The organism is Achromobacter sp. Root170 (assembly GCF_001428165.1).
In the GTDB taxonomy this organism is placed as follows: domain Bacteria; phylum Pseudomonadota; class Gammaproteobacteria; order Burkholderiales; family Burkholderiaceae_B; genus Achromobacter; species Achromobacter mucicolens.
Window position 1 is genome coordinate 756,022 of record NZ_LMHN01000012.1, and the last position, 20,454, is coordinate 776,475.

The window sequence follows — 20,454 nt, forward strand, 5'->3', positions numbered from 1 at the left end:
AGCGTCAGTAGCGCTGCTGGCCCGCCAGGTTTTCCTCAAGGATGCGTTCGTACAGCGCGTAGCGAGCAGGATCGATCCTGCCGGCCTGCAACGCCGCCATCACGCCGCAGCCGGGCTCGTGGCGGTGGGTGCAGTTGTAGAAACGGCATTCCTCGATGGGCTGCGTGAACTCCGGAAAACCGCGAATGATGTCGTCACGGGTCAGGTGATGCAGCCCGAATGCCTGGAATCCCGGCGAATCGATCAGGTCGCCGCCCGGCGCCGGCAGATGGTAGAGCCGGGTGCTGGTGGTGGTGTGCTTGCCCATGTCCAGCGCGGTGGAGTGCTCGCGCGTGGCGGCGGCGGCGTCCGGCACCAGTGCGTTCAGCAGCGTGGACTTGCCCATGCCGCTTTGCCCCAGCAGCAGGTTGGTGCGGCCAGCCAGGCGCGGCGCGAGCAGGGTGTGGACCTTTTCGGGCTCGAGCGCACTCAGTTCGATGACATCCACGCCCAGCGCCGCGATGGGCGCAAGCCGCGCGCGGGCGGCCGGCAGCTCGTCGGTCAGGTCCGTCTTGTTCAGGATGATGAGCGGCGCGATGCCTGCGCTCCATGCGCCCGCCAGGGCGCGGCCCGTCAGGTCGTCCGAAAAGGTGGGCCGCACGGCCACGACGATCAACAGCTGGTCCACATTGGACGCAAATTGCTTGGACCGCATTTCGTCGGAACGATAGAGCAGGTTGCTGCGCGGCAGGATGGCGTCGATGGCGCCTTCGTCCTTGCCTTGCGGCGTGATCTTGACCCGATCGCCCACCGCGGCGCCGGTCTTCTTGCCGCGCGGGAAGCATTTGCGTAGCGCGCCGTCGGCCAGTTCCACGGTGTAGTGGCGGCCATGCGCGGCGATGATGCGGCCTTCCATTAGCGCGCTCATGCGGCGGCCGCCATCAGGTGGCGGATGCGCACGGCGGCAGGCGGGTGACTGTCATAGAAGGCGGAATGCACGGGGTCGGGCGTCAGGGTGGCGGCGTTGTCGTCGTACAGCTTGACCAGCGCGGAAACCAGGCGGTCCGGCGAGCTTTGCTCGGCGGCATAGCGGTCCGCTTCGAATTCGTCGCGGCGGGAATACCAGCTGGCAAGCGGCGTCAACATGAAGGTGAATACGGGAATGACCAGGAAGAACAGCAACAGGGCCATGGCGTCGTTGCGGCCACCCAGTTGCGGCAGCACGCCCAGGCCCACATAGAACCACGGTTGCTGCGCGACCCAACCCAGGATGGCAAAGAACACCAGCGCGGCGGCAAAGCTGAAGACCACGCGCTTGATGATGTGACGCTTGGCGAAATGCCCCAGCTCGTGCGCCAGCACGGCTTCGATTTCGTCGGCGTTCAGGCGGGCGAGCAGCGTGTCGAAGAACACGATGCGGCGGGATTTTCCGAAGCCCGTGAAGTAGGCGTTGCCATGCGCCGAGCGGCGCGAACCGTCCATGACGAAGAGTCCGTTCAAGGCAAAGCCGCAGCGGTGGGCCAGGCGCTGGATGCGGCCGGCCAGTTCGGGGTCGGAAAGCGGCGTGAACTTGTTGAAAAGGGGGGCAATGAACATCGGGTAGATGATCAGCAGCGCCAGGTTGAACACCGTCCAGAGCGCCCAGGCCCAGATCCACCAGTAGGCGCCTGCACTGCCCATCAGCCACAGCACGGCGCCGGCTAGAGGCAAACCCAGCACGGCGGCGACCAGGAGGCCCTTGAGGGCATCGGCCACGAACAGCCCGGGCGTCATGCGGTTAAAGCCAAAGCGCGCTTCCAGCTTGAACTGGCGCCAGAGCGTGAAGGGCAGGCCCAGCAACCCCAGCACCAGCGCCACGGTCACCAGCAGCAGCATCTGCCGCACGAAGTCGTTGCTGGTAAGCTGGCTGACCGCAAGGTCGATGAACTGCAGCCCGCCCAACAGCGTCAGGGCGACCAGCACGAGGGCGTCGTAGGTGCGTTCGAGCATGCCCAGCCTGACCCGCGCCACGGTGTAATCGGCCGCCCGTTGGTGGCTGGCCAGCCCGATGCGATGGGAGAATTCCGCAGGCACCTGGTCCCGATTGCGGGCGACGTGGCGGATCTGGCGCGACGCCAGCCACATGCGCACGGCAATATCGGTCAGCAGGAAGGCAACGAACAGCAGTGTGAACATGGGCAATGCGTTTTGCTCAAGAAGGGATGTGCGAAAATCGCGTGTTTTAAAGGCAAATTATATGGCTGCGAACGAAAACCGCCTGATCTGGCTCGACATGGAAATGACGGGGCTGGACCCCGAGAAAGAACGGATTATCGAGGTCGCCGTCGTGGTGACCGAGCCTGACCTGACGGTCGTGGCCGAAGGGCCGGTGATTGTTGTGCACCAATCCGACAGCCTGCTCGACGCCATGGACAGCTGGAACAAATCCACCCACGGCAAAAGCGGGCTCATCGACAAGGTCAAGGCCTCCACGGTGTCCGAGGGGCAGGCAGAGGATACGCTGTTGGCGTTCCTTGCGCAGCATGTGCCGGCCGGAAAATCGCCGATGTGCGGCAACACCATCAGCCAGGACCGCCGTTTCATGTTTGCGTACATGCCGCGCCTGGAACAGTTCTTCCATTACCGCAACCTGGACGTCAGCACGCTCAAGGAGCTGGCGCGCCGCTGGGCCCCCGCCGTCTACAAGGGATTCGAGAAAAAGAGCCGCCACGAAGCGCTGGCCGACATCTACGAGTCCATCGACGAACTCAAGTACTACCGCGAGCATTTCCTGAAGGTCTGAGACCGGCGGCGGACCGCCGGGTTCCAAACGACACACGGCCTTGCCGCCGCGCTTCGCTTATGCCGTCCTACTCCGTCGCGCAGATCCGTCTTGCAGAGCAGCGCGCCCTGGCATCCGGGCGCACCCTGATGCCGCTTGCGGGCGCCGCGGCCGCCAACTTCGTTACCGCGCGGGTGCCCGCGAAGGCCTCGGTGCTTGCCCTGGCCGGTCCCGGCAATAACGGCGGGGACGCGTTGGAAGCGGCCACGCTGCTGCTGGCGCGGGGCTTCGATGTCCATGTGGTGCTGCCTTCCGGCCCCGGCAAGCTGCCCGCCGACGCTGCCCGTGCCTGGGCCGGCTGGCTGGCCGCAGGCGGACAAGCGCGCACGCACGACGACCTGCCTGACGGACCGTCCCCTGATCTGGTGATGGACGGCCTGTTCGGCATCGGTCTGAACCGTCCCCTGGATGCCAAATGGCAATCCCTGATCGATGCGGTCAATGTCTTGCAGGTGCCGGTGCTGGCGCTGGATGTGCCCAGCGGCATCGAGGCCGACAGCGGGGCGGCGCTGGGCCGCCCGATTCAGGCGCGGTGGACGTTATCTTTCATTGCGGTCAGCCGCGGGCTGTCGCTTCCCGGCGCGGGACGCGCGGCCGCCGGAGAGTGCCACGTCGATACGCTGGGCGTCGTCATGCCCGCCGACAGCGCAGACCGCTGAGCTGCCGCACCGCGGGGGCAACTCAAGCCGGCCGTCCGCCAAACCGGGTTTCGACCTCGGGCGACAGCGGGCGATAGCGTTCGTTGTCCTGGCCGGCCAGGGCATCCAGGTGGATCTCGGACGGATCGAATACCTTCCAGTAGAGCCGGCCGCATAGGTCGCGGGCTGCGTGGCCGGGCCAGTTGTCCGGCAGCATGGGGGCGGGAAGCTGCGGGTCGTGCAAGACGATCCGGCGCCAACTGTGCAGCACCATGACGCGGACGGTAAATGCGTCTGCGGGCGAGGGCGCGTCGTCCAGCAGCTTTTCCAGCGGGCCGAAATTGCGCGAGAACTGCCGGTATTGCTCGGCCACGTCGTCCAGGTTCCAGCACTGGGTGGCCAGGCTGGCGATGGGCAGCCCGCCGGCCCCGGCCAGATCGCGGGCCGACAGCACCAGGGCGCGGTCCGGAATGCCCAGCTTCTCAAGGATCTCGTGCGCGGCGCGCGCCTCGGTGTGGGGATGCGCAAACAGCCCCGGCGCGATCATGCCGAAGCCTTCCCAGGTCAATTCGCGGCGCAACTCGCCGCGTTCAGCCAGTCCGTTGCCCGTGCGGGGCAGCGCGACCAGCGTCCATTCCCCGTTCCATTCCTTGACGCCGCCTTCGTAGATGCGTTGCGACGCGTGCGACGTATATCGCGCGCCTTGCTCGGAGATCAGGTACAGGCTGCGCCGGCCGTGCCGTTCGGACTGCAGCCAGTTCTGCGCCACCAGGCGAAAGACGCTGGTGCGCAGCAGGCGTTCGTTGATGCCCAGCGGGGCGAGCAGCTCGATCAGGCTGCCCAGCCAGATGGCGCCGCCGTGGGGCGCGAGCGCATCGCCCAGCACGCTGACGCAGAGCGATTTCGCGCGGGGCGGATCGCTTTTCAATAAGCGGGACAGGGCGCGTTCCAGGGGCGACTGAGGGTTTGCCATAAGGAGGGCCGCGGACGGCCGATATCGGGATGCTGGATATGATACATAAATCCAATGTGATACAGATTTGAGTTTGACAATGAATTTTTTGTATTAAATAATCGATCCATGACATGACGGCACTGCGCAGCGTTTGCTTTGCGTTTTCGCAAACCGTCTCAAGGAGACAACTATGTACGCTCAACTCGTCGAAACCGGCGTCAAGCAGGTCAAGACCGCGGACCAGCTTGAAGGCCTGGAACAGACGTTCCAGCGGCGCATCGACGACGGCGTCCGCATCGAGGCCAAGGACTGGATGCCCGAGGCCTACCGCAAGACCCTGATTCGCCAGATCTCGCAGCACGCGCACTCGGAAATCGTGGGCATGCTGCCCGAAGGCAACTGGATCACCCGCGCGCCGTCCCTCAAGCGCAAGGCCATCCTCCTGGCCAAGGTGCAGGACGAAGCGGGCCACGGGCTCTACCTGTACAGCGCCGCGGAAACCCTGGGCGTGTCGCGCGACGACCTGATAGACGACCTGCACGCCGGGCGCGCCAAGTACTCCAGCATCTTCAATTACCCCACGCTCAGCTGGGCCGACATCGGCATGATCGGCTGGCTGGTCGACGGCTCGGCGATCATCAACCAGATTCCCCTGTGCCGCTGTTCTTACGGCCCGTACGCGCGGGCCATGGTACGTGTCTGTAAGGAAGAGTCCTTCCACCAGCGCCAGGGCTACGACCTGCTCATGCAGATGTGCCTGCACGGCACGCCCGAACAGAAGGCGATGGTGCAGGACTCGCTGAACCGCTGGTGGTGGCCGGCCCTGATGATGTTCGGCCCGTCGGACGCGGATTCGCCCAACAGCGCCCAATCGATGGCCTGGAAGATCAAGCTCTTCTCGAACGACGAGCTGCGCCAGAAGATGGTGGACCAGACCGTGCCCCAGGCCGAATACCTGGGCCTGACCGTCCCCGATCCTGACCTGAAGTGGAACGCCGAGCGCGGTCACTACGACTTCGGCGAAATCGACTGGACCGAGTTCTACGCCGTGCTCAAGGGCAACGGCCCCTGCAACCGCGAACGCCTCGCCGCGCGCGTCAAGGCGCACGAGGACGGCGCCTGGGTGCGCGACGCGCTGGTCGCCCACGCCGAAAAGCAGTCCGCCCGTAAAGCCGCTTGAGGTGGTTCCCCCCCCGGAGCGCTGCGCGCTTCCCCCCCAGGGGGGCGCCGCAGCGGACCGGCGGAGCCCGGATCCGCGCGGCCCCGCTGGCCCTTGCTGGCGCTTCGGGATGCGTGACTTTCTGGACACCTTCTTTTTATTTATTGCAGACCGGCCGTGCGATGCGCACCCGGCATTAGAGGAAATCCATCATGAGCAAAGACTGGCCTCTGTGGGAAGTCTTCATCCGCAGCCAGCACGGCCTGGCGCACAAGCACGTGGGCAGCCTGCATGCCCCGGATGCGGAAATGGCGATCAATCATGCCCGCGACGTGTATACGCGCCGCAACGAGGGCCTGAGCATCTGGGTGGTGCGCGCCTCCGATATTTCGGCCAGCAGCCCGGGCGACAAGGATCCGCTGTTCGAGCCGGCCAACAGCAAGGTCTACCGGCATCCGACCTTCTTCCCGATGCCTGAAGAAATCAAGCACATGTAAGGCGGGTGGGGGAGACATGGATAAAGCACTCTTTGAATTCCTGCTGCGTCTGGGCGACACGTCGCTCATCCTGTCGCAGCGGCTGGGCGCCTGGACGGGCCACGGTCCGATCCTGGAAGAAGACCTGGCGCTGACCAACACGGCGCTGGACCTGCTGGGCCAGGCCCGCATGTGGCTGACGCTGGCCGGCGAGGTCGAGGGCGCGGGCCGCGACGAGGACGCGCTGGCCTATCTGCGCGACGCGCACGAATTCCGCAACGCGCTGCTGGTCGAGCGCGACAACGGCAACTACGCCGACACCATGGCGCGGCAATTCCTGTTCGACGTGTGGCATTACTTCCTGCTGCAGCGCCTGGAGACGTCCGCCGACGAGCGCGTTGCGGCCATCGCGGCCAAGTCGCTCAAGGAAGTGACCTATCACGTGCGGCGTTCCTCCGACATGGTGGTGCGTCTGGGCGACGGCACGGCCGAAAGCCACGCCAAGATGCAGGCCGCCATCGACGACGCGTGGCGTTTCACCGGCGAGCTCTTTGCCGACGACGCCATCGACCAGGACCTCGCGGCGCGCGGCATCGGCTGTGAGCTGGCCGCGCTGCGCCAGCCCTGGCTTGCGCACGTGCGTGAAGTGCTGGAGGAAGCCACCTTGACGGTGCCCGACGAGGCGGCCGCAAACCACGCGGCGCACCGCGGCGGCCGCCAGGGCAAGCACACCGAGGCGCTGGGCTACGTGCTGGCCGAAATGCAATACCTGCCCCGCGCCTACCCGGGAGCCACGTGGTGAACGCGCTCGCGCCCATTTCCGCCGACCAGGTCTACGCCTGGCTGCAGGAGGTTCCCGATCCGGAGATCCCCGTGCTGTCCGTGGTGGACCTGGGCGTGGTGCGCGACGTGTCGTGGGACGGCGACGCCTGTGTCGTCGTCATCACGCCGACCTATTCGGGCTGCCCCGCCATGCGCGAAATCACGCAGGACATCCGCCAGACGCTCGAACGCCACGGCGTGCCCGAGGTCCGGGTGGAAACGCGCCTCGCGCCCGCCTGGACGACCGACTGGATGACCGAAAAAGGCCGCGAGGCCCTCAAGGGTTACGGCATCGCGGCCCCCGCCGAACGCGCCATCGACATCTCGGGCATCAGCCGCCGCGCGGCCGCGCCGGCCATCGCCTGCCCGCGCTGCGGGTCGCGCGACACGCGCCTGGTCAGCAATTTCGGCTCCACGTCGTGCAAGGCGCTGTATCGCTGCGTCTCGTGCCGCGAGCCCTTCGATTATTTCAAGACTCACTAAAGAGTGGTTTCGAGATGAGCCAGAACCAATTCCATGCTTTGAAGGTGGCGTCCGTCGCGCGCAACACGCGCGACGCCGTGGTCGTGACCTTCGACCTGCCCGAGGCGCTGACGGAAGAATTTGCCTTCCAGCCCGGCCAGTACCTGACGCTGCGCACGCAGCTCAACGGCGAAGAACTGCGTCGTTCGTATTCGATCTGTTCGGCGCCGCGCGACAAGCTCCTGCGCGTCGCGATCAAGAAGGTCGACGAGGGCGTGTTCTCAAGCTGGGCCAATCACGAATTGCAGCCTGGCCAGACGCTCGAAGTCATGGCGCCGGCCGGCAACTTCACGGTGGATTTCTCGCCCGAGAACCAGCGCCACTATGTGGCCTTCGCGGTGGGCAGCGGCATCACGCCTGTCTTTTCGCTGGTCAAGACGGCGCTGTCGACCGAACCCAAGAGCAAGTTCACCCTGTTCTTCGGCAACCGCGCGTCGTCCGCGGTGCTGTTCCGCGAGGAAATCGAAGACCTGAAGAACCTGTACATGGACCGCTTTTCGCTGGTCTACGTCATGAGCCGCGAGACGCAGGACATCGAACTCTTCAACGGCCGCCTGGACGGGGACAAGGTCGATCAGCTCATGTCGGCCTGGATGAGCCCGGAGGATATCGATTACGCTTTTGTGTGCGGTCCCCAGACCATGACGGAGAGCGTGGTCGAACGATTGCAGGCGCGCGGCATCCCGAAGTCGAACATCAAGTTCGAACTCTTCGGCGCGCCGAAGGGCCCGCGCGCGCTGCGCACCGGCCAGGATGCCCGCCAGGCGCCCGGCAAGGGACAGTGCGAGGTCACCGTGGTGCAGGACGGGCATAGCCGCATGTTCGTCATCGACAAGAACAAGGACAGCGTGCTGGATTCGGCGCTGGCGCAGGGCATCGAACTGCCGTATTCGTGCAAGGGCGGGGTGTGTTCCACCTGCCGCTGCAAGGTGATTGAAGGCGAGGTGGACATGGACGCCAACTTCGCCCTTGAAGACTATGAGGTCGCGCGCGGGTTCATCCTGAGCTGCCAGAGCTTCCCGGTCAGCGACCGGCTGGTCATCGACTTCGACCAGGAAACCTGACCTGGCGCGCGCCAGGCAAGCATTCAAATCTTATTGGAGAGACAAGCGTGTCCCAGAAATTCTTCGAACGCCACCAGCCCCTGCTGGAACAATCCCTGGCAGCCGCCGCGCTGCGCGGCTACTGGAGCCCGTTTGCCGAGTCGCCCAGCCCGCGCAACTATGGCGAGACCGCCAACGACGAGGGCCGCGCCGCCTTTGAAGCCCTCAAGGGCAAGCCCTTTCCGCTGAACCTGCACGATGCCGACGGCGTCGTGGGCGGCGAAAAATCGCCCTATGGTTTCGACCTGGGCATCACCTATCCGCGCGTGCCGGCCGACAAGCTGATCACCGCTTCCAAGCGCGCCCTCGAAGACTGGCGCCGCGCCGGTCCGCGCGCCTGGGTGGGCGTGTCGCTGGAAATCCTGGCGCGCCTGAACAAGCTCAGCTTCCAGATCGCCTACGCGGTCCAGCACACCACCGGTCAGGGCTTCATGATGGCCTTCCAGGCCGGCGGCCCCCACGCGCAGGACCGCGGCTTCGAAGCCGTCACCTACGCCTGGCAGGAGATGTCGCGCATTCCGGGCGTCGCCGTCTGGGAAAAGCCGCAGGGCAAGAACGATCCCATCCGCATGGAAAAGCACTTTACGATCGTGCCGCGCGGCGTCGCGCTGGTGATCGGCTGCTCGACCTTCCCGACGTGGAACGGTTATCCCGGGCTGTTTGCCAGCCTGGCGACGGGCAACACCGTCATCGTCAAGCCGCACCCGGGCGCGATCCTGCCGCTGGCCATCACCGTGAAAGTGGCGCGCGAAGTGCTGCAGGAGGCCGGCTTCGATCCCGACGTCGTGCAGCTTGCCGCCCATGAAGCGGGTGACGACACCGCGCAGAAGCTGGCGCTGGACCCGGCGGTCAAGATCGTCGACTTCACCGGCAGCACCGCCAACGGCGACTGGCTGGAGAACAATGCGCGCCAGGCCCAGGTCTACACCGAGAAGGCCGGCGTGAACCAGGTCATCATCGATTCGACCTCGGACCTGAAGGGCGTGGCCCGCAACCTGGCGTTCTCGCTGGCCCTGTATTCCGGCCAGATGTGCACGGCGCCGCAGAACATCTATGTGCCGCGCGACGGCATCAACACGCCCGAAGGCCGGGTCAGCTTCGACGACGTGGCCGCCGCGTTGGGCGTGGCGCTGGAAAAGGTCGGCGCCGACGCCGCCAAGGCCGTCGAACTGACGGGCGCCATCCAGAACGAAGGCATCGTCGAGCGCATCGAGAAGGCGCGCGCCTTGGGTCTGCCCGTCGTGGCCGACAGCAAGACGCTGGTCCATCCGCAGTTCGAGAACGCGCGCGTGCGCACGCCGCTGCTGCTGCGCACCGAGGCCGGCAACCCGGCGCTCAGCCAGGAGTGGTTCGGTCCCATCGCGTTTGTCGTGGCCACCGATTCCACCGCGCACAGCATCGAGCTGGCGCGTGACAGCGTCATCGAGCACGGCGCGCTGTCCCTGTCCGCCTACACCACGGACGAGCGCGTGGCCGAGCAGATCCAGGACGCCGCCGAAGTGTCGGGCGTGTCGCTGTCGCTGAACCTGACCGGCGCGGTGTTCGTCAACCAGACCGCGGCCTTCAGCGACTTCCATGGCACCGGCGCCAACCCGGCGGCCAACGCGGCGCTGTCGGACACGGCGTTCGTCTCCAACCGCTTCCGCGTGGTGCAAACCCGCCGTCACATCTAAGCCGGGCGATCGCACATGACCTACCAGGATATTCAATTCGACCTGTCCGGCGGCATCGCGCGCCTGACGCTTAACCGCCCGGACAAGCTCAATAGCTTCACGGCCAACATGCACGCGGAAGTGGCCGACGCGCTGACCCGCGTCGAAACCGAAGGCGCGCGCGTGCTGGTGCTGACGGGCGCCGGCCGCGGTTTCTGCGCCGGCCAGGACCTGAGCGAGCGCAAGCCCGCGCCCGACGGCACGCCGCCGGATCTGGGCGAGACCGTCGACAAGTTCTACGCGCCGCTGGTGCGCCGGCTGGGCGCCTTGCCCATGCCGGTCGTGGTGGGCGTGAACGGCGTGGCCGCGGGGGCGGGTGCCAATCTGGCGTTTGCGGGCGACATCGTCATCGCCAAGGCGTCGGCCAACTTCATCCAGTCGTTCTGCCGCCTGGGGCTCATTCCGGATACGGGCGGCACGTTCGCGCTGCCCCGTCTGGTGGGCCGCGCCCGCGCCATGGGCCTGGCCATGCTGGGCGACAAGCTGAGCGCCAAGCAGGCAGAAGAGTGGGGCCTGATCTGGCAATGCGTGGCCGACGAGGAATTCGACGCTGCGCTGGAGCGCCTGGCCACGCATTTCGCGGCCGCGCCCACCAAGGGCCTGGCGTTCACCAAGCGGGCGCTGCAGGCCAGCCTGGGCAATGACCTGTCCACGCAGCTGGACCTGGAACGCGACATGATGCGCGAACTGGGCCGCAGCGCCGACTATGCCGAAGGCGTGGCCGCGTTCCTGGGCAAACGCGAACCGCAGTTCAAGGGGCAATGATGGGCGTTCACGTTCCCCCCGTTGAAGTGCCGGCCGATCCGCAGGAACTGGCGCAGGCCGTGGGCTCGGTGATGTATGCCGGCGACGCGGCTTCGCAAGGCCTGGACATGAAGATCGAGGAAATGGCGCCGGGCTACGCGCGGCTGACCATGCGGGTGCGGCCCGACATGCTGAACGGCCACAAGACTTGCCACGGCGGCTTCATCTTCGCCCTGGCCGACAGCGCCTTCGCGTTCTCGTGCAATTCCCGCAATGTCAGCACCGTGGCGTCGGGTTGCACGATCGACTATCTGGCGCCGGGATTCGAGGGCGACCTGCTGACCGCCGTGGCCCAGGAGCGTTCGCTCGCTGGCCGCACCGGCGTCTACGACGTCACCGTGACCAACCAGGACGGCCGCAACGTGGCCTTGTTCCGGGGACGTTCGTACCGCATCAAGGGCCAGATCGTCGGGACGCCCACGGACGCCTGACTGCATTACAGAACCAAAGAGAAGAGAGACATCATCATGCCCAACACCATGAGCAAGCCGGGACTGGATCCTATCGAGCATGCCAGCCAGGACGAGCTGCGGGCGCTGCAGCTGGACCGCTTGAAGTGGACCCTCAAGCATGCGTACGAGAACGTGCCGCACTACAAAAAGGCGTTCGATGAAGCCGGCGTGCACCCGGACGACCTGAAGCAGTTGTCCGATATTTCGAAGTTCCCGTTCACCACCAAGAAGGAACTGCGCGAGAACTATCCGTTCGGCATGTTTGCCGTGCCGCGCGAGCGCATCTCGCGCATCCACGCGTCCAGCGGCACGACCGGCAAGCCGACCGTGGTGGGCTACACGAAGGGCGACCTGGACAACTGGGCCAACCTGGTGGCCCGTTCGATCCGTGCGGCGGGCGGCAAGCCCGGCGATACGGTGCACGTGGCCTACGGCTACGGGCTGTTTACGGGCGGCCTGGGCGCGCATTACGGGGCCGAACGCCTGGGATGCACGGTCATTCCGATGTCGGGCGGACAGACTGAAAAGCAGGTCCAGCTGATCAATGATTTCCGTCCGGACATCATCATGGTCACGCCTTCCTATTTCTGCAACATCCTGGAAGAGCAGCGCCGCCAGGGTATCGATCCGCGTCAAAGCTCGCTGCGCATCGGCATTTTCGGCGCCGAACCCTGGACGGGCCAGATGCGCGCCGACATCGAGGCCGAAGCCGGCATCGACGCCGTCGACATCTACGGCCTGTCCGAAGTGATGGGCCCGGGCGTGGCGAGCGAATGCGTCGAGACCAAGGACGGTCCGGTGGTCTGGGAAGATCATTTCTACGCCGAGATCATCAACCCGGATACGGGCGAACCGGTGGCCGACGGCGAACCGGGCGAACTGGTGTTCACGTCGCTGACCAAGGAAGCGATGCCCATCGTGCGCTACCGCACGCGCGACCTGACCCGCCTGTTGCCGCCCACGGCGCGCAGCATGCGCCGCATCGGCAAGATTACCGGCCGCAGCGACGACATGCTGATCGTGCGCGGCGTGAACATGTTCCCCACGCAGGTGGAAGAACTGGTCCTGAAGATCGCGCAGCTTGCGCCGCACTACCAGCTGGTGCTGAGCCGCACCGGCAACATGGACGAGCTGGAGATCCTGACCGAAGTGCGCGCCGAGTTCTCGGGCCTGTCCGACGCTGAACGCGCCAACCTGGGCAAGCAGTTGCAGCACGCGGTCAAGACGCACATCGGCGTCAGCGCGCGCATCCAGGTGTCGGATGCCGGGCATGTGGAACGCACGTTGACCGGCAAGGCGCGCCGGGTGATCGACAAGCGTCCGAAGTAAAAAAAAGCAGCCGCAAGGCTGCTTTTTCTATTGCGCCGTCACGACTGACCCACGGTGCGCAGGATCCGCCGGTACCAGAAGTGCAGCAGGGCGGCCGACAACGCCAGGCCGAACATGGCCATCAGCCACATGCTGCCGGCGCCTTGCGGCGATCCCGGCACCAGCAGCTCTCGCAGGCCGTCGATGCCGCCCTGGCCGGGACCGAAGCCGAACCACCAGCCGCCCACCAGTCCCACGCCGGCCAGCGCGACCGTCTGCAGGATCAGCGGCACGACGGCGATCTTGTAGGCGCGCAGCAGGTACGAGTTGATGCACTGCATCGAATCGAACAGATGGAACAGCGGCAGGACGGCGAGCAACGTGGTCGCCACGGCAGCGACCGCGGCGTCGTCCGTGTAGGCGGCCAGGATGAGCGGGCGGCCGATCAGCAGCACGGCGGCCGTCAGCAGCGCGCCTATCAGGCCCAGCGCCAGGCCGGCCATGCCGGTGCGGTGCGCATGCGCGTAGTTGCCCGCGCCGATGGCCTGCGCCGTCAGCGCGGCGGTCGCCACGCCCAGCGCCATCGGCATCATGTAGCAGAGCGCGGCCAGGTTCGACATGATCTGATGCCCGCCGGTCACGAAGGTGCCCTCGCGCGCCACCAGCAGCGCCATGAAGGTGAACGCCGACACCTCGACCAGGTAAGAGCCGCCCATCGGGACGCCCAGACGCAGCAGTTCCTTGAGCGCCTTCCAGTCCGGCTTGCCGATGCGCAGCTGGAAACGGCGGTAGTAGCGGTCGTGCGTGATCACCCACAGGCCCAGGCCCAGGCTCATCCAGGACACCACGGCCGTGGCCAGCCCCGCGCCGGCCGCGCCCATCGCGGGCAGGCCCAGCTTGCCGTAGATGAAGATCCAGTTGAACAGCGCCTTGAAGCCGATGATGGACAGGTTGATGGCCATGACGAGCTTGGGCCGCGACACCGCGGTGCCCAGCGCATAGATGGTGCGGAACACCAGCGCGGCGGGCAGCGCCAGGACCAGCGCCTGCAGGTAGGACGCGATGCGGTCGCGCACGCCGGGGGCAACATCGCCCGACATGAAGAGCCACATGTCCGGAAACAGCATCAGCACCGCGCCCACGACCGACAGGCCAAGCGCCAGCCACACGCCCTGGCCCCAGCTTTTGCCGACTTCCAGGTTGTTGCCGGCGCCGAATTGCTGCGCCAGGATCGGGATCAGGGCATGCACGACGCCCATCAGGCCGACGAAGATCGTGATGTAGATGGAAGCGGAAAGCGCCATCGCCGCCAGGTCGTCGGGGCTGGAATGCCCCGTCATGGCGGTGTCCAGCACGCCGAACGAAATGCTGGCCCACTGGCTGATGAGCACGGGCCAGGCCTGCTTGAGGATCCCGCGCAGGGTGGCGCCGAAGGTCATCGGCGCCGTCATGGCAGGGGTCATGGCTTGGCGCCGGTGCGCAGCAGGCGGAAGGTTTCGGAACGGTCGGCGCGGCGGCCGCCTTGCCAGAGGACTTCGGCGCCTTCGCTGTAGGCAGCGGTGCCGTCGCGCAGGCTTTGGTTGGTGGTCTGTTGCAGGACCAGCGTGCAGCGCGTGTCGAACGGGAACGACAGGTTGTTGAAGATGAGGAACGAGGCGCGCTGACCGCTGCCCAGGCTCAGGCCGCGGATGCACTCGCCGGGACGCTTGTGCTGCGCGATGGCCTCGGCCAGCTGGCCCGACACGGTGCGATAGCTGCGCGCGTAATCCACCGCGGGTTGCCACAACAGCACCAGCAGGATCCAGGTCACGGTCAGGCCGCCAGCCGAGAGCACCGTGCCGCGCCACAGCGCCTGCGGGCGCACGCGCAGCCGCCATACGACAAGAACGATCCAACCCACCGTGAAAAGGACGGCCAGGGCAAAGGCCACCCACGAGATCACGGGCTCATAGCCGGTGGTCTGGCGGGCGATGTTGCGGGAAATCTGCGCCGGCCAATGGAAATGCAGCGCCACCCAACCGAGCCAGGCCGTGGCCACCGTCAGCGAAAAGCACATGACGGCAAACCAGTCCAGCGTGTTCACCACGCCGCGGCGCAGGGTGGGCAGCGAGAACGCGCCCAGCACCGCGCACGGCACGGCCAGCAGCACGAATTCGGAATCGCCGGCCTCGTCCACGAAGAACAGGATGACGGTTGAGCACGCCAGCAGCATCAGGGGCACCCAGATGTGCGGGGCGTAGATCCAGGCACGCCAGCGCCAGATGGCCAGCAGCGCCAGTGGCCAGGTCGGCCACAGGTACCACGGCAGGTCGCGCAGCGTGCGGGCGGCGTCGTGCAGGCCCGGGATGGCGAACGACGACAGGTTCCAGGTCTTCCAGTTGCGGATCCAGTATTCGCTGCCCTGGCTGGCCGGGATCCACCAGGCGAGGATCAGGCCGGCGGCCAGCACTGCGGCCCAGAGCAGCCAGCGCTTGCATTTCCAGAGCGGGCTGCGCGGATAGAAGGCCAGCGCCGCGCCGATCATGATGGGCAGGGCGCCGACCCAGCCGCGCGTCAGAAAGCTGGCGGCCAGCGCGATGCCCAGCGTAGTGGAGCCGGTGACGGGGCGGTCCACGGTGCGGGCCAGCGAATAGAACGCCAGCGCCTGGCAGGCCATGATCGCGGGCATGACCGTCGTTTCATGGGTGCGCTGCAGGATGCCGACGGTGGCGAGCAGCAGCAGCAGGGCGGCGTCGGCCAGCATGCGGCCATAGTCGCGGGGTTCGGGTTCGCCGCCGAAGGGCAGCGCCAGCGGTTGGGCCTCGGCGCGGCGGCCAAGCAGATACGTGCCGTACCAGACGCTCGAGGCCGTGATCCCGAACCACAGCAGGTTGGGTAGGCGGCCGGCGGTGATGTCGCCGATGAACGGGCCAAACAGCCAGATGCTGATCGCGCCCACCCACGTGATCAGCGGACCTTCCTCGGCGTGCGCCAGATGCCCCACCTGCGGCAGCAGCCAGGTCAGGCCGCCTTCGCGGATCGCGGTGATCATGGTCGCCAGTCCGACGGCGTCGTCGGTTTTCCACGGGTCGCGCATGAACAGCCCGGCCACGATGTAGGCCAGGGACAGGCCCAGCAGGATGAGGCGGGGCAGTTTTGCGGTGGCGACCGACGTCAGCCGGGCCGGGGTGGAAATGGAAAGTGGGGACACGGGCGTTAATGTAACCGAGTGGTCGGAATGCGCCACCCCCTGACCGATTGTCCGGCGTCAAGGGGGGAAAAAAAAGCAGCCCGAAGGCTGCCTTTTTGCTGTGACTCCCGCAGGAGCAACAGGATCAGGAAGCGGACTTGACCGTGCCAGCAGTGCGGGCGAAGCGGGCGCGGAACTTTTCCACGCGGCCGGTTTCGACGATGCGGGTCTGGGCGCCAGTGTAGAACGGGTGCGATTCGGAGGTCACGTCGCACTTGAAGAGCGGGTACGTCTTGCCGTCGAGTTCGACGGTTTCGCGCGTCTGGACGGTGGAACGGGTGATGAACTTGTTGCCCGTTTGCAGGTCGGCGAAGACGACTTCGCGGTATTCGGGGTGAATGCCTTCTTTCATGGTGCTTTCCTAGACTCGGTCGAGTCTTTTTCAAGAGTTAGGGTCGCCAGCTACAGCTGCCTGGGTTGGGTTTGCCTACACCAAATGGCGCGACAGGCGCTAGCCACGTATCCAAAAAGTAACCCCGAATTCTAGCACGCGATATCGCCCTCGGCCAGCCGTAAGTGGGCGCCTGGGCCAGCCTGCGGCCCGGGCGCCTTGACGCGAGAGAACGTCAGAGATCCGTGCGCAGCTTCCAGATTTCCGGAAACAGCACGACTTCCAGCATGCGCCGCAGGTAATCCACCCCGGACGTGCCGCCCGTGCCGCGCTTGAAGCCGATGACCCGTTCGACCGTCGTCACGTGGCGAAAGCGCCACAGCCGGAAGGCGTCTTCCAGGTCGGTCAGCTTTTCGCCCAGCTGGTACAGCGCCCAGTAGCGGTCCGTGTCGCGGTAGACCGCCAGCCACGCGGCTTCAACCGCCGCAGACGCCTGATAGGGCTGCGTCCAATCGCGCTCCAGGTAGTCCGCGGGAATGTCCAGGCCATTTCGCGCCAGCATCCGCAGCGCCTCGTCATACAGGGACGGCGCCTCGTAGGCGCTTTGCACCTGGGCCAGCAGGTCGGCGCGGTGCGAATGCGGCTTGAGCATTGCCGCGTTCTTGTTGCCCAGCAGGAATTCGACCTGGCGGTACTGGTAGCTCTGGAATCCGCTCGACCGCGCCAGATAGGGACGCAACGCGGAGTATTCGGGGGGCGTCATGGTGGCCAGCACGTCCCAGGCGTGAACGAGCTGCTCCATGATCTTGCTGACGCGCGCCAGCATCTTGAAGGCGGGCTGCAGACGGTCCGCCGCCACGCTGGCGATCGCCGCGCGCAGCTCGTGCAGCATAAGCTTCATCCACAGTTCGCTGGTCTGGTGCTGGATGATGAACAGCATTTCGTTGTGCTCGGGCGACATCGGATGCTGGGCGCCGAGCAGTTCGTCCAGATGCAGGTAATCGCCGTAGGTCATGTCGCGCGCGAAATCGAGCTGCGCTTTTTCCTGGTGGACGATGTCTTCGGGGCGTTCGTTCTGGTTCATGCGCGGCCTCCGGGGAAGGGCGGGGCGGCGCGGCGGGCGGATGCGGGCAGGGTGCGCCAGTGGGGCGCGAATAGCAATTGCATGGTCGATTCTCCAGGCGGGGCGGCTGCAGTCGCGCAGCCGCTCCCAGGCAGGCAAATCAGCCTACAGTTCGCGCAGGACCGCGCGGACCGGGCTGGCATCGGCCTGGACCAGCGCCAACGGCAAGGCGATCAACTCGTAATCGCCTTCCGGCACGTCGTCGAGCACCAGGTTCTCCAGTACCCGCATGTCATGCCGCAAGATCGTGTGGTGGCTGTCCAGGGTCTTGCTGGAAGCGGGGTCGATGCTGGCGGTGTCCAGACCGATCAGCATGACGCCGCGTTCGGCCAGCCATTCGATCGTCTGGGGCGCGTAGGCGGAGAAGTCGTCCGTCCACCAGTCCTGCGCGGCATGCTTGGCGGTGCGCACCAGCACGCGGGGCGGCAGGTTGTGCGCCGCATGGGCAAGGTGATCGATGGTGATGAGCGCGCCGCAGTCGATCGCGTGGATGACGCGGCAGGGGCCCAGAAAGGGTTCAAGCGAGACCGCGCCGATGGCTGCGGCCCCGTTTTGGTAGTGCAGCGGGGCGTCGGCATGCGCACCGATGTGCGGCGACAGCGTGATTTCGCTGACATTGACCGGACAGCCAGGCGTGAGCGACCACTTCCATTGCTGGCGGTACGGCGTGTCGCCCGGAAACACGGGCGATGCCGTCGAGACGGGCGGGGAAATGTCCCACAGGCGTTTCATGGCAGGCAAGAAGGGTCGCGAGGGCCGAAATTAGGTTAAGCCTAAAACAATATCGGGCGGTAGTCTAACGGAATTCCGGCCCGCGTTGCGGTCAGAGGCAGCCCAGCTCGGCCATCGACAGCGCCGAGCCGCCCGCGACGATCAGGTGGTCGACCAGCCGGATGTCCACCAGCGCCAGGGCTTGCTTCAGGTGCCGGGTGAAGCTTTGGTCAGCCGCGCTTGGCGAGGCCACGCCCGATGGATGATTGTGCGCCACGATGAGGGCCGCCGCGTGGTGGCGCAAGGCTTCGCGCACGACCTCCCGGGGGTAGACCGCCGCCTGCGACAGCGTGCCCCGCGCCAGTTCGCCGGTGGCGATCAGGCGCAGCTGGGCGTCCAGGTAGAGCGCGATGCAGTGCTCGACCTGGCGATGCCCGAGCGCCGCCTTGCAGTATTGCTTCACGCGGGTCGGGTGGTTCATGGCGATGTCCCTGACCAGGTCTTCTTCCAGCGCCCGGCGCGCCAGTTCCAGCAAGGCCGCCAGGGTGCAGGCCTTGGACGAGCCCAGGCCGGCGACGGCCATCAGTTCCTCGGGCGAGGTGCTTAAAAGGCCGCGCAGGCCGCCGAACCGGTCCAGCAGCTGGCGGCACAGATCCACCACATTCAGCCCCGGAATGCCCGTGCGCAGGGCGACGGCAAGCAGCTCGGCGTCCTGGATGGATGCGGCCCCGTGGCGCAGCATGCGCTCTCGGGGACGGTCTTGTTTTGGCAGCCGGACGGACAATTTCATAAGAGGCTCTAAAATCAGGGTTTACTCAAATACCCATACGGTGGCAGATCGTGAGCATCGCCTCTAATGAAGTGAACGTTTTGGTCCGTCCGGATTCCTACCTGACGCTGCATTACCGCATCACGCTGGCGTCCGGCCCGGGCGCGGGCTCCATCTTCACGGATACCTTCGACGGCCGGCCCGGCACGCTGCAAATGGGCAGCGGCCAATGGGCGCCCGGCCTTGAGGCCGCATTGGTCGGCCGCGCCGAAGGCGACAAGTTCAGCGTCACCATCGAGCCCGCCGATGCCTATGGCGACCGCAACCCCGAACTCATCCAGCGCGTCACGCGCGCCATGCTGGCCGAACACGCGGGTCCGGATGCCACCTTCGAACCCGGCGACCTGGTCGAATTCACCGCGCCCAACGGGGGCCGGTACTCGGGCGTCCTGAAGGAAATCAACGACGACTCGGCCCTGTTCGATTTCAACCATCCGCTGGCGGGCATCAGCCTGAAAGTGGACGTCGCGCTGCTGGGAGTGCTTTGATGAGCCAGGCTGTCACCGCCTCCGACGCCGAAGTCCTGCTGGCGCAGCCGCGCGGCTTCTGTGCAGGCGTGGATCGCGCCATCGATATCGTCGAGCGGGCCATCGAACTGCACGGCGCGCCCATCTATGTGCGCCACGAGATCGTTCACAACCGCTATGTCGTCGAAGACCTGCGCGCCAAGGGCGCCATCTTCATCGACGAGCTCGAGGACGCCCCGGCGGGCGCCATCGTGGTGTTTTCGGCGCATGGCGTCTCCAAGGCCGTGCGCGCCGAAGCCGAATCGCGCGGCCTGCAAGTGTTTGACGCCACCTGCCCGCTGGTCACCAAGGTCCACATCGAAGTCGCGCGCATGCGCGCGGCCGGCCGCGAGATCATCATGATCGGCCACAAGGGCCATCCCGAGGTCGAGGGCACCCTGGGGCAGGCGCAGGGCGGCATGTATCTCGTCGAAACCGTCGAGGACGTGGCCGGCCTTGATGTCGCAAACCCGGAAAACCTGGCCTTCGTCACGCAGACCACGCTGTCGGTCGACGACGCGGCCGCCGTGTCGCAGGCGCTCAAGGCGCGTTTTCCCAACATTGCCGAGCCAAAGAAGAGCGACATCTGCTATGCGACGCAGAACCGGCAGGACGCGGTCAAGGTCATGGCGCCTGAATGCGACCTGGTGCTGGTGGTGGGCAGCCCGAACAGTTCGAACTCCAACCGGCTGCGCGAAGTGGCCGAGCGCAAGGGCGTCGCGTCCTATCTGATCGACGGCGCGGATTCCATCGATCCGGCCTGGCTGGCTGGCCGCAAGCGCATTGGCGTGACCGCGGGCGCCTCGGCGCCGGAAGTGCTGGTGCAGCAGGTGATTGCGCGGGTCAAGGAACTGGGCGCCGTCTCGGTGCGCAAGATGCCGGGGCTTGAAGAAAACGTTGCGTTCCCGTTGCCCAAGGGCTTGTCGCGCAAGGCGGCCCAGACCGAATCGCTGGAATGAACAAGCGCCGCCCGC

22 protein-coding genes are annotated in these 20,454 nt (G+C 66.1%); 13 read left to right on the top strand and 9 right to left on the bottom strand.

The window, feature by feature from the left end; translation table 11 throughout:
* Positions 1-4 precede the first annotated feature (4 nt).
* Entirely contained in the window at positions 5-907 is a 903-nt protein-coding gene (gene rsgA, locus ASD87_RS13630) for a ribosome small subunit-dependent GTPase A (protein ID WP_056322317.1), read from the bottom strand.
* Positions 904-2,154, bottom strand: a complete 1,251-nt coding sequence (locus tag ASD87_RS13635; RefSeq protein ID WP_056322320.1) for a M48 family metallopeptidase — start codon at positions 2,152-2,154, stop codon at positions 904-906. Before ASD87_RS13635 ends, rsgA begins: the two co-directional genes overlap by 4 nt.
* A 61-nt stretch (positions 2,155-2,215) precedes the next feature.
* Between ASD87_RS13635 and orn the strand changes: the two genes are divergently transcribed.
* Both orn and ASD87_RS13645 read left to right on the top strand, forming a co-directional pair.
* Positions 2,216-2,761: an oligoribonuclease gene (orn, locus tag ASD87_RS13640; RefSeq protein ID WP_056322323.1), complete on the top strand. Its 546-nt coding sequence runs from the start codon at positions 2,216-2,218 to the stop codon at positions 2,759-2,761.
* Positions 2,762-2,820: 59 nt separating this feature from the next.
* On the top strand, positions 2,821-3,459 hold the full coding sequence (locus tag ASD87_RS13645) for an NAD(P)H-hydrate epimerase (protein WP_056322326.1): 639 nt from the start codon (positions 2,821-2,823) through the stop codon (positions 3,457-3,459).
* A gap of 22 nt (positions 3,460-3,481) precedes the next feature.
* Here the strand turns inward: ASD87_RS13645 and paaX are convergent, their stop codons facing one another.
* On the bottom strand, positions 3,482-4,411 hold the full coding sequence (gene paaX, locus ASD87_RS13650; protein ID WP_056322328.1) for a phenylacetic acid degradation operon negative regulatory protein PaaX: 930 nt from the start codon (positions 4,409-4,411) through the stop codon (positions 3,482-3,484).
* A 172-nt stretch (positions 4,412-4,583) separates the two neighbouring features.
* Here paaX and paaA point away from each other — a divergent pair, with 172 nt between their 5' ends.
* From paaA to paaK, 9 genes are all read left to right on the top strand, one after another.
* Positions 4,584-5,573: a 1,2-phenylacetyl-CoA epoxidase subunit PaaA gene (gene paaA, locus ASD87_RS13655; RefSeq protein ID WP_056322331.1), complete on the top strand. Its 990-nt coding sequence runs from the start codon at positions 4,584-4,586 to the stop codon at positions 5,571-5,573.
* Between the two features lie 191 nt (positions 5,574-5,764).
* Positions 5,765-6,049: a 1,2-phenylacetyl-CoA epoxidase subunit PaaB gene (gene paaB, locus ASD87_RS13660; RefSeq protein WP_006388300.1), complete on the top strand. Its 285-nt coding sequence runs from the start codon at positions 5,765-5,767 to the stop codon at positions 6,047-6,049.
* Positions 6,050-6,065: 16 nt separating this feature from the next.
* Positions 6,066-6,830: a 1,2-phenylacetyl-CoA epoxidase subunit PaaC gene (paaC, locus tag ASD87_RS13665; protein ID WP_056322333.1), complete on the top strand. Its 765-nt coding sequence runs from the start codon at positions 6,066-6,068 to the stop codon at positions 6,828-6,830.
* Positions 6,827-7,333 carry a 1,2-phenylacetyl-CoA epoxidase subunit PaaD gene (gene paaD, locus ASD87_RS13670; protein WP_056322749.1) on the top strand — a complete coding sequence of 169 codons (507 nt, stop codon included), beginning with the start codon at positions 6,827-6,829 and terminating at the stop codon, positions 7,331-7,333. The genes paaC and paaD overlap by 4 nt, the downstream gene beginning before the upstream one ends.
* A gap of 14 nt (positions 7,334-7,347) precedes the next feature.
* Complete coding sequence (gene paaE / locus ASD87_RS13675) at positions 7,348-8,436, top strand: 1,2-phenylacetyl-CoA epoxidase subunit PaaE (protein ID WP_056322336.1); 1,089 nt, start codon at positions 7,348-7,350, stop codon at positions 8,434-8,436.
* Positions 8,437-8,483: 47 nt separating this feature from the next.
* A complete protein-coding gene (gene paaN, locus ASD87_RS13680; protein WP_056322339.1) occupies positions 8,484-10,148 on the top strand; it encodes a phenylacetic acid degradation protein PaaN in 1,665 nt (554 codons plus the stop codon).
* 15 nt (positions 10,149-10,163) lie between these two features.
* Complete coding sequence (paaG, locus tag ASD87_RS13685) at positions 10,164-10,952, top strand: 2-(1,2-epoxy-1,2-dihydrophenyl)acetyl-CoA isomerase PaaG (RefSeq protein WP_056322341.1); 789 nt, start codon at positions 10,164-10,166, stop codon at positions 10,950-10,952.
* Positions 10,952-11,422 carry a hydroxyphenylacetyl-CoA thioesterase PaaI gene (paaI, locus tag ASD87_RS13690; protein WP_056322752.1) on the top strand — a complete coding sequence of 157 codons (471 nt, stop codon included), beginning with the start codon at positions 10,952-10,954 and terminating at the stop codon, positions 11,420-11,422. The genes paaG and paaI overlap by 1 nt, the downstream gene beginning before the upstream one ends.
* 36 nt (positions 11,423-11,458) lie before the next feature.
* Positions 11,459-12,772, top strand: a complete 1,314-nt coding sequence (gene paaK, locus ASD87_RS13695) for a phenylacetate--CoA ligase PaaK (protein WP_056322344.1) — start codon at positions 11,459-11,461, stop codon at positions 12,770-12,772.
* Positions 12,773-12,810: 38 nt separating this feature from the next.
* On the opposite strand, the gene ASD87_RS13700 is transcribed toward paaK, so the two are convergent.
* The 6 genes from ASD87_RS13700 to radC form a co-directional block, all read right to left on the bottom strand.
* Positions 12,811-14,214 carry an MATE family efflux transporter gene (locus ASD87_RS13700; protein WP_156403416.1) on the bottom strand — a complete coding sequence of 468 codons (1,404 nt, stop codon included), beginning with the start codon at positions 14,212-14,214 and terminating at the stop codon, positions 12,811-12,813.
* The gene (locus ASD87_RS13705; RefSeq protein ID WP_056322348.1) at positions 14,211-15,941 is read right to left on the bottom strand and encodes a glycosyltransferase family 39 protein; all 1,731 of its coding nucleotides are present in this window, start codon (positions 15,939-15,941) and stop codon (positions 14,211-14,213) included. The genes ASD87_RS13700 and ASD87_RS13705 overlap by 4 nt, the downstream gene beginning before the upstream one ends.
* A gap of 124 nt (positions 15,942-16,065) precedes the next feature.
* Entirely contained in the window at positions 16,066-16,332 is a 267-nt protein-coding gene (locus tag ASD87_RS13710) for a type B 50S ribosomal protein L31 (RefSeq protein ID WP_008164119.1), read from the bottom strand.
* A 214-nt stretch (positions 16,333-16,546) separates the two neighbouring features.
* Positions 16,547-17,395 carry a tryptophan 2,3-dioxygenase gene (kynA, locus tag ASD87_RS13715; protein ID WP_056322350.1) on the bottom strand — a complete coding sequence of 283 codons (849 nt, stop codon included), beginning with the start codon at positions 17,393-17,395 and terminating at the stop codon, positions 16,547-16,549.
* Between the two features lie 144 nt (positions 17,396-17,539).
* Entirely contained in the window at positions 17,540-18,166 is a 627-nt protein-coding gene (kynB, locus tag ASD87_RS13720; protein WP_056322353.1) for an arylformamidase, read from the bottom strand.
* 91 nt (positions 18,167-18,257) lie between these two features.
* Positions 18,258-18,935: a DNA repair protein RadC gene (gene radC / locus ASD87_RS13725; protein ID WP_056322355.1), complete on the bottom strand. Its 678-nt coding sequence runs from the start codon at positions 18,933-18,935 to the stop codon at positions 18,258-18,260.
* 50 nt (positions 18,936-18,985) lie between these two features.
* Here radC and ASD87_RS13730 point away from each other — a divergent pair, with 50 nt between their 5' ends.
* Positions 18,986-19,462 carry a peptidylprolyl isomerase gene (locus ASD87_RS13730; RefSeq protein ID WP_081100848.1) on the top strand — a complete coding sequence of 159 codons (477 nt, stop codon included), beginning with the start codon at positions 18,986-18,988 and terminating at the stop codon, positions 19,460-19,462.
* Positions 19,462-20,439 (top strand): 4-hydroxy-3-methylbut-2-enyl diphosphate reductase, encoded by a 978-nt coding sequence (ispH, locus tag ASD87_RS13735; RefSeq protein ID WP_056322361.1) that lies wholly within the window; start codon positions 19,462-19,464, stop codon positions 20,437-20,439. Before ASD87_RS13730 ends, ispH begins: the two co-directional genes overlap by 1 nt.
* The last annotated feature ends 15 nt before the right edge of the window (positions 20,440-20,454 follow it).

Bases quoted from the DNA above. Each gene is read 5' to 3' on its own strand.
- paaX (WP_056322328.1), bottom strand. From the start codon at position 4,411: ATGGCAAACCCTCAGTCGCCCCTGGAACGCGCCCTGTCCCGCTTATTG.
- paaE (WP_056322336.1), top strand. From the start codon at position 7,348: ATGAGCCAGAACCAATTCCATGCTTTGAAGGTGGCGTCCGTCGCGCGC.
- paaC (WP_056322333.1), top strand. From the start codon at position 6,066: ATGGATAAAGCACTCTTTGAATTCCTGCTGCGTCTGGGCGACACGTCG.
- paaB (WP_006388300.1), top strand. From the start codon at position 5,765: ATGAGCAAAGACTGGCCTCTGTGGGAAGTCTTCATCCGCAGCCAGCAC.
- rsgA (WP_056322317.1), bottom strand. From the start codon at position 907: ATGAGCGCGCTAATGGAAGGCCGCATCATCGCCGCGCATGGCCGCCAC.
- orn (WP_056322323.1), top strand. From the start codon at position 2,216: ATGGCTGCGAACGAAAACCGCCTGATCTGGCTCGACATGGAAATGACG.
- kynA (WP_056322350.1), bottom strand. From the start codon at position 17,395: ATGAACCAGAACGAACGCCCCGAAGACATCGTCCACCAGGAAAAAGCG.
- ASD87_RS13700 (WP_156403416.1), bottom strand. From the start codon at position 14,214: ATGACCCCTGCCATGACGGCGCCGATGACCTTCGGCGCCACCCTGCGC.
- ASD87_RS13635 (WP_056322320.1), bottom strand. From the start codon at position 2,154: ATGTTCACACTGCTGTTCGTTGCCTTCCTGCTGACCGATATTGCCGTG.
- paaA (WP_056322331.1), top strand. From the start codon at position 4,584: ATGTACGCTCAACTCGTCGAAACCGGCGTCAAGCAGGTCAAGACCGCG.
- ispH (WP_056322361.1), top strand. From the start codon at position 19,462: ATGAGCCAGGCTGTCACCGCCTCCGACGCCGAAGTCCTGCTGGCGCAG.
- radC (WP_056322355.1), bottom strand. From the start codon at position 18,935: ATGAAATTGTCCGTCCGGCTGCCAAAACAAGACCGTCCCCGAGAGCGC.
- kynB (WP_056322353.1), bottom strand. From the start codon at position 18,166: ATGAAACGCCTGTGGGACATTTCCCCGCCCGTCTCGACGGCATCGCCC.
- paaK (WP_056322344.1), top strand. From the start codon at position 11,459: ATGCCCAACACCATGAGCAAGCCGGGACTGGATCCTATCGAGCATGCC.
- ASD87_RS13710 (WP_008164119.1), bottom strand. From the start codon at position 16,332: ATGAAAGAAGGCATTCACCCCGAATACCGCGAAGTCGTCTTCGCCGAC.
- paaG (WP_056322341.1), top strand. From the start codon at position 10,164: ATGACCTACCAGGATATTCAATTCGACCTGTCCGGCGGCATCGCGCGC.
- ASD87_RS13645 (WP_056322326.1), top strand. From the start codon at position 2,821: ATGCCGTCCTACTCCGTCGCGCAGATCCGTCTTGCAGAGCAGCGCGCC.
- paaI (WP_056322752.1), top strand. From the start codon at position 10,952: ATGGGCGTTCACGTTCCCCCCGTTGAAGTGCCGGCCGATCCGCAGGAA.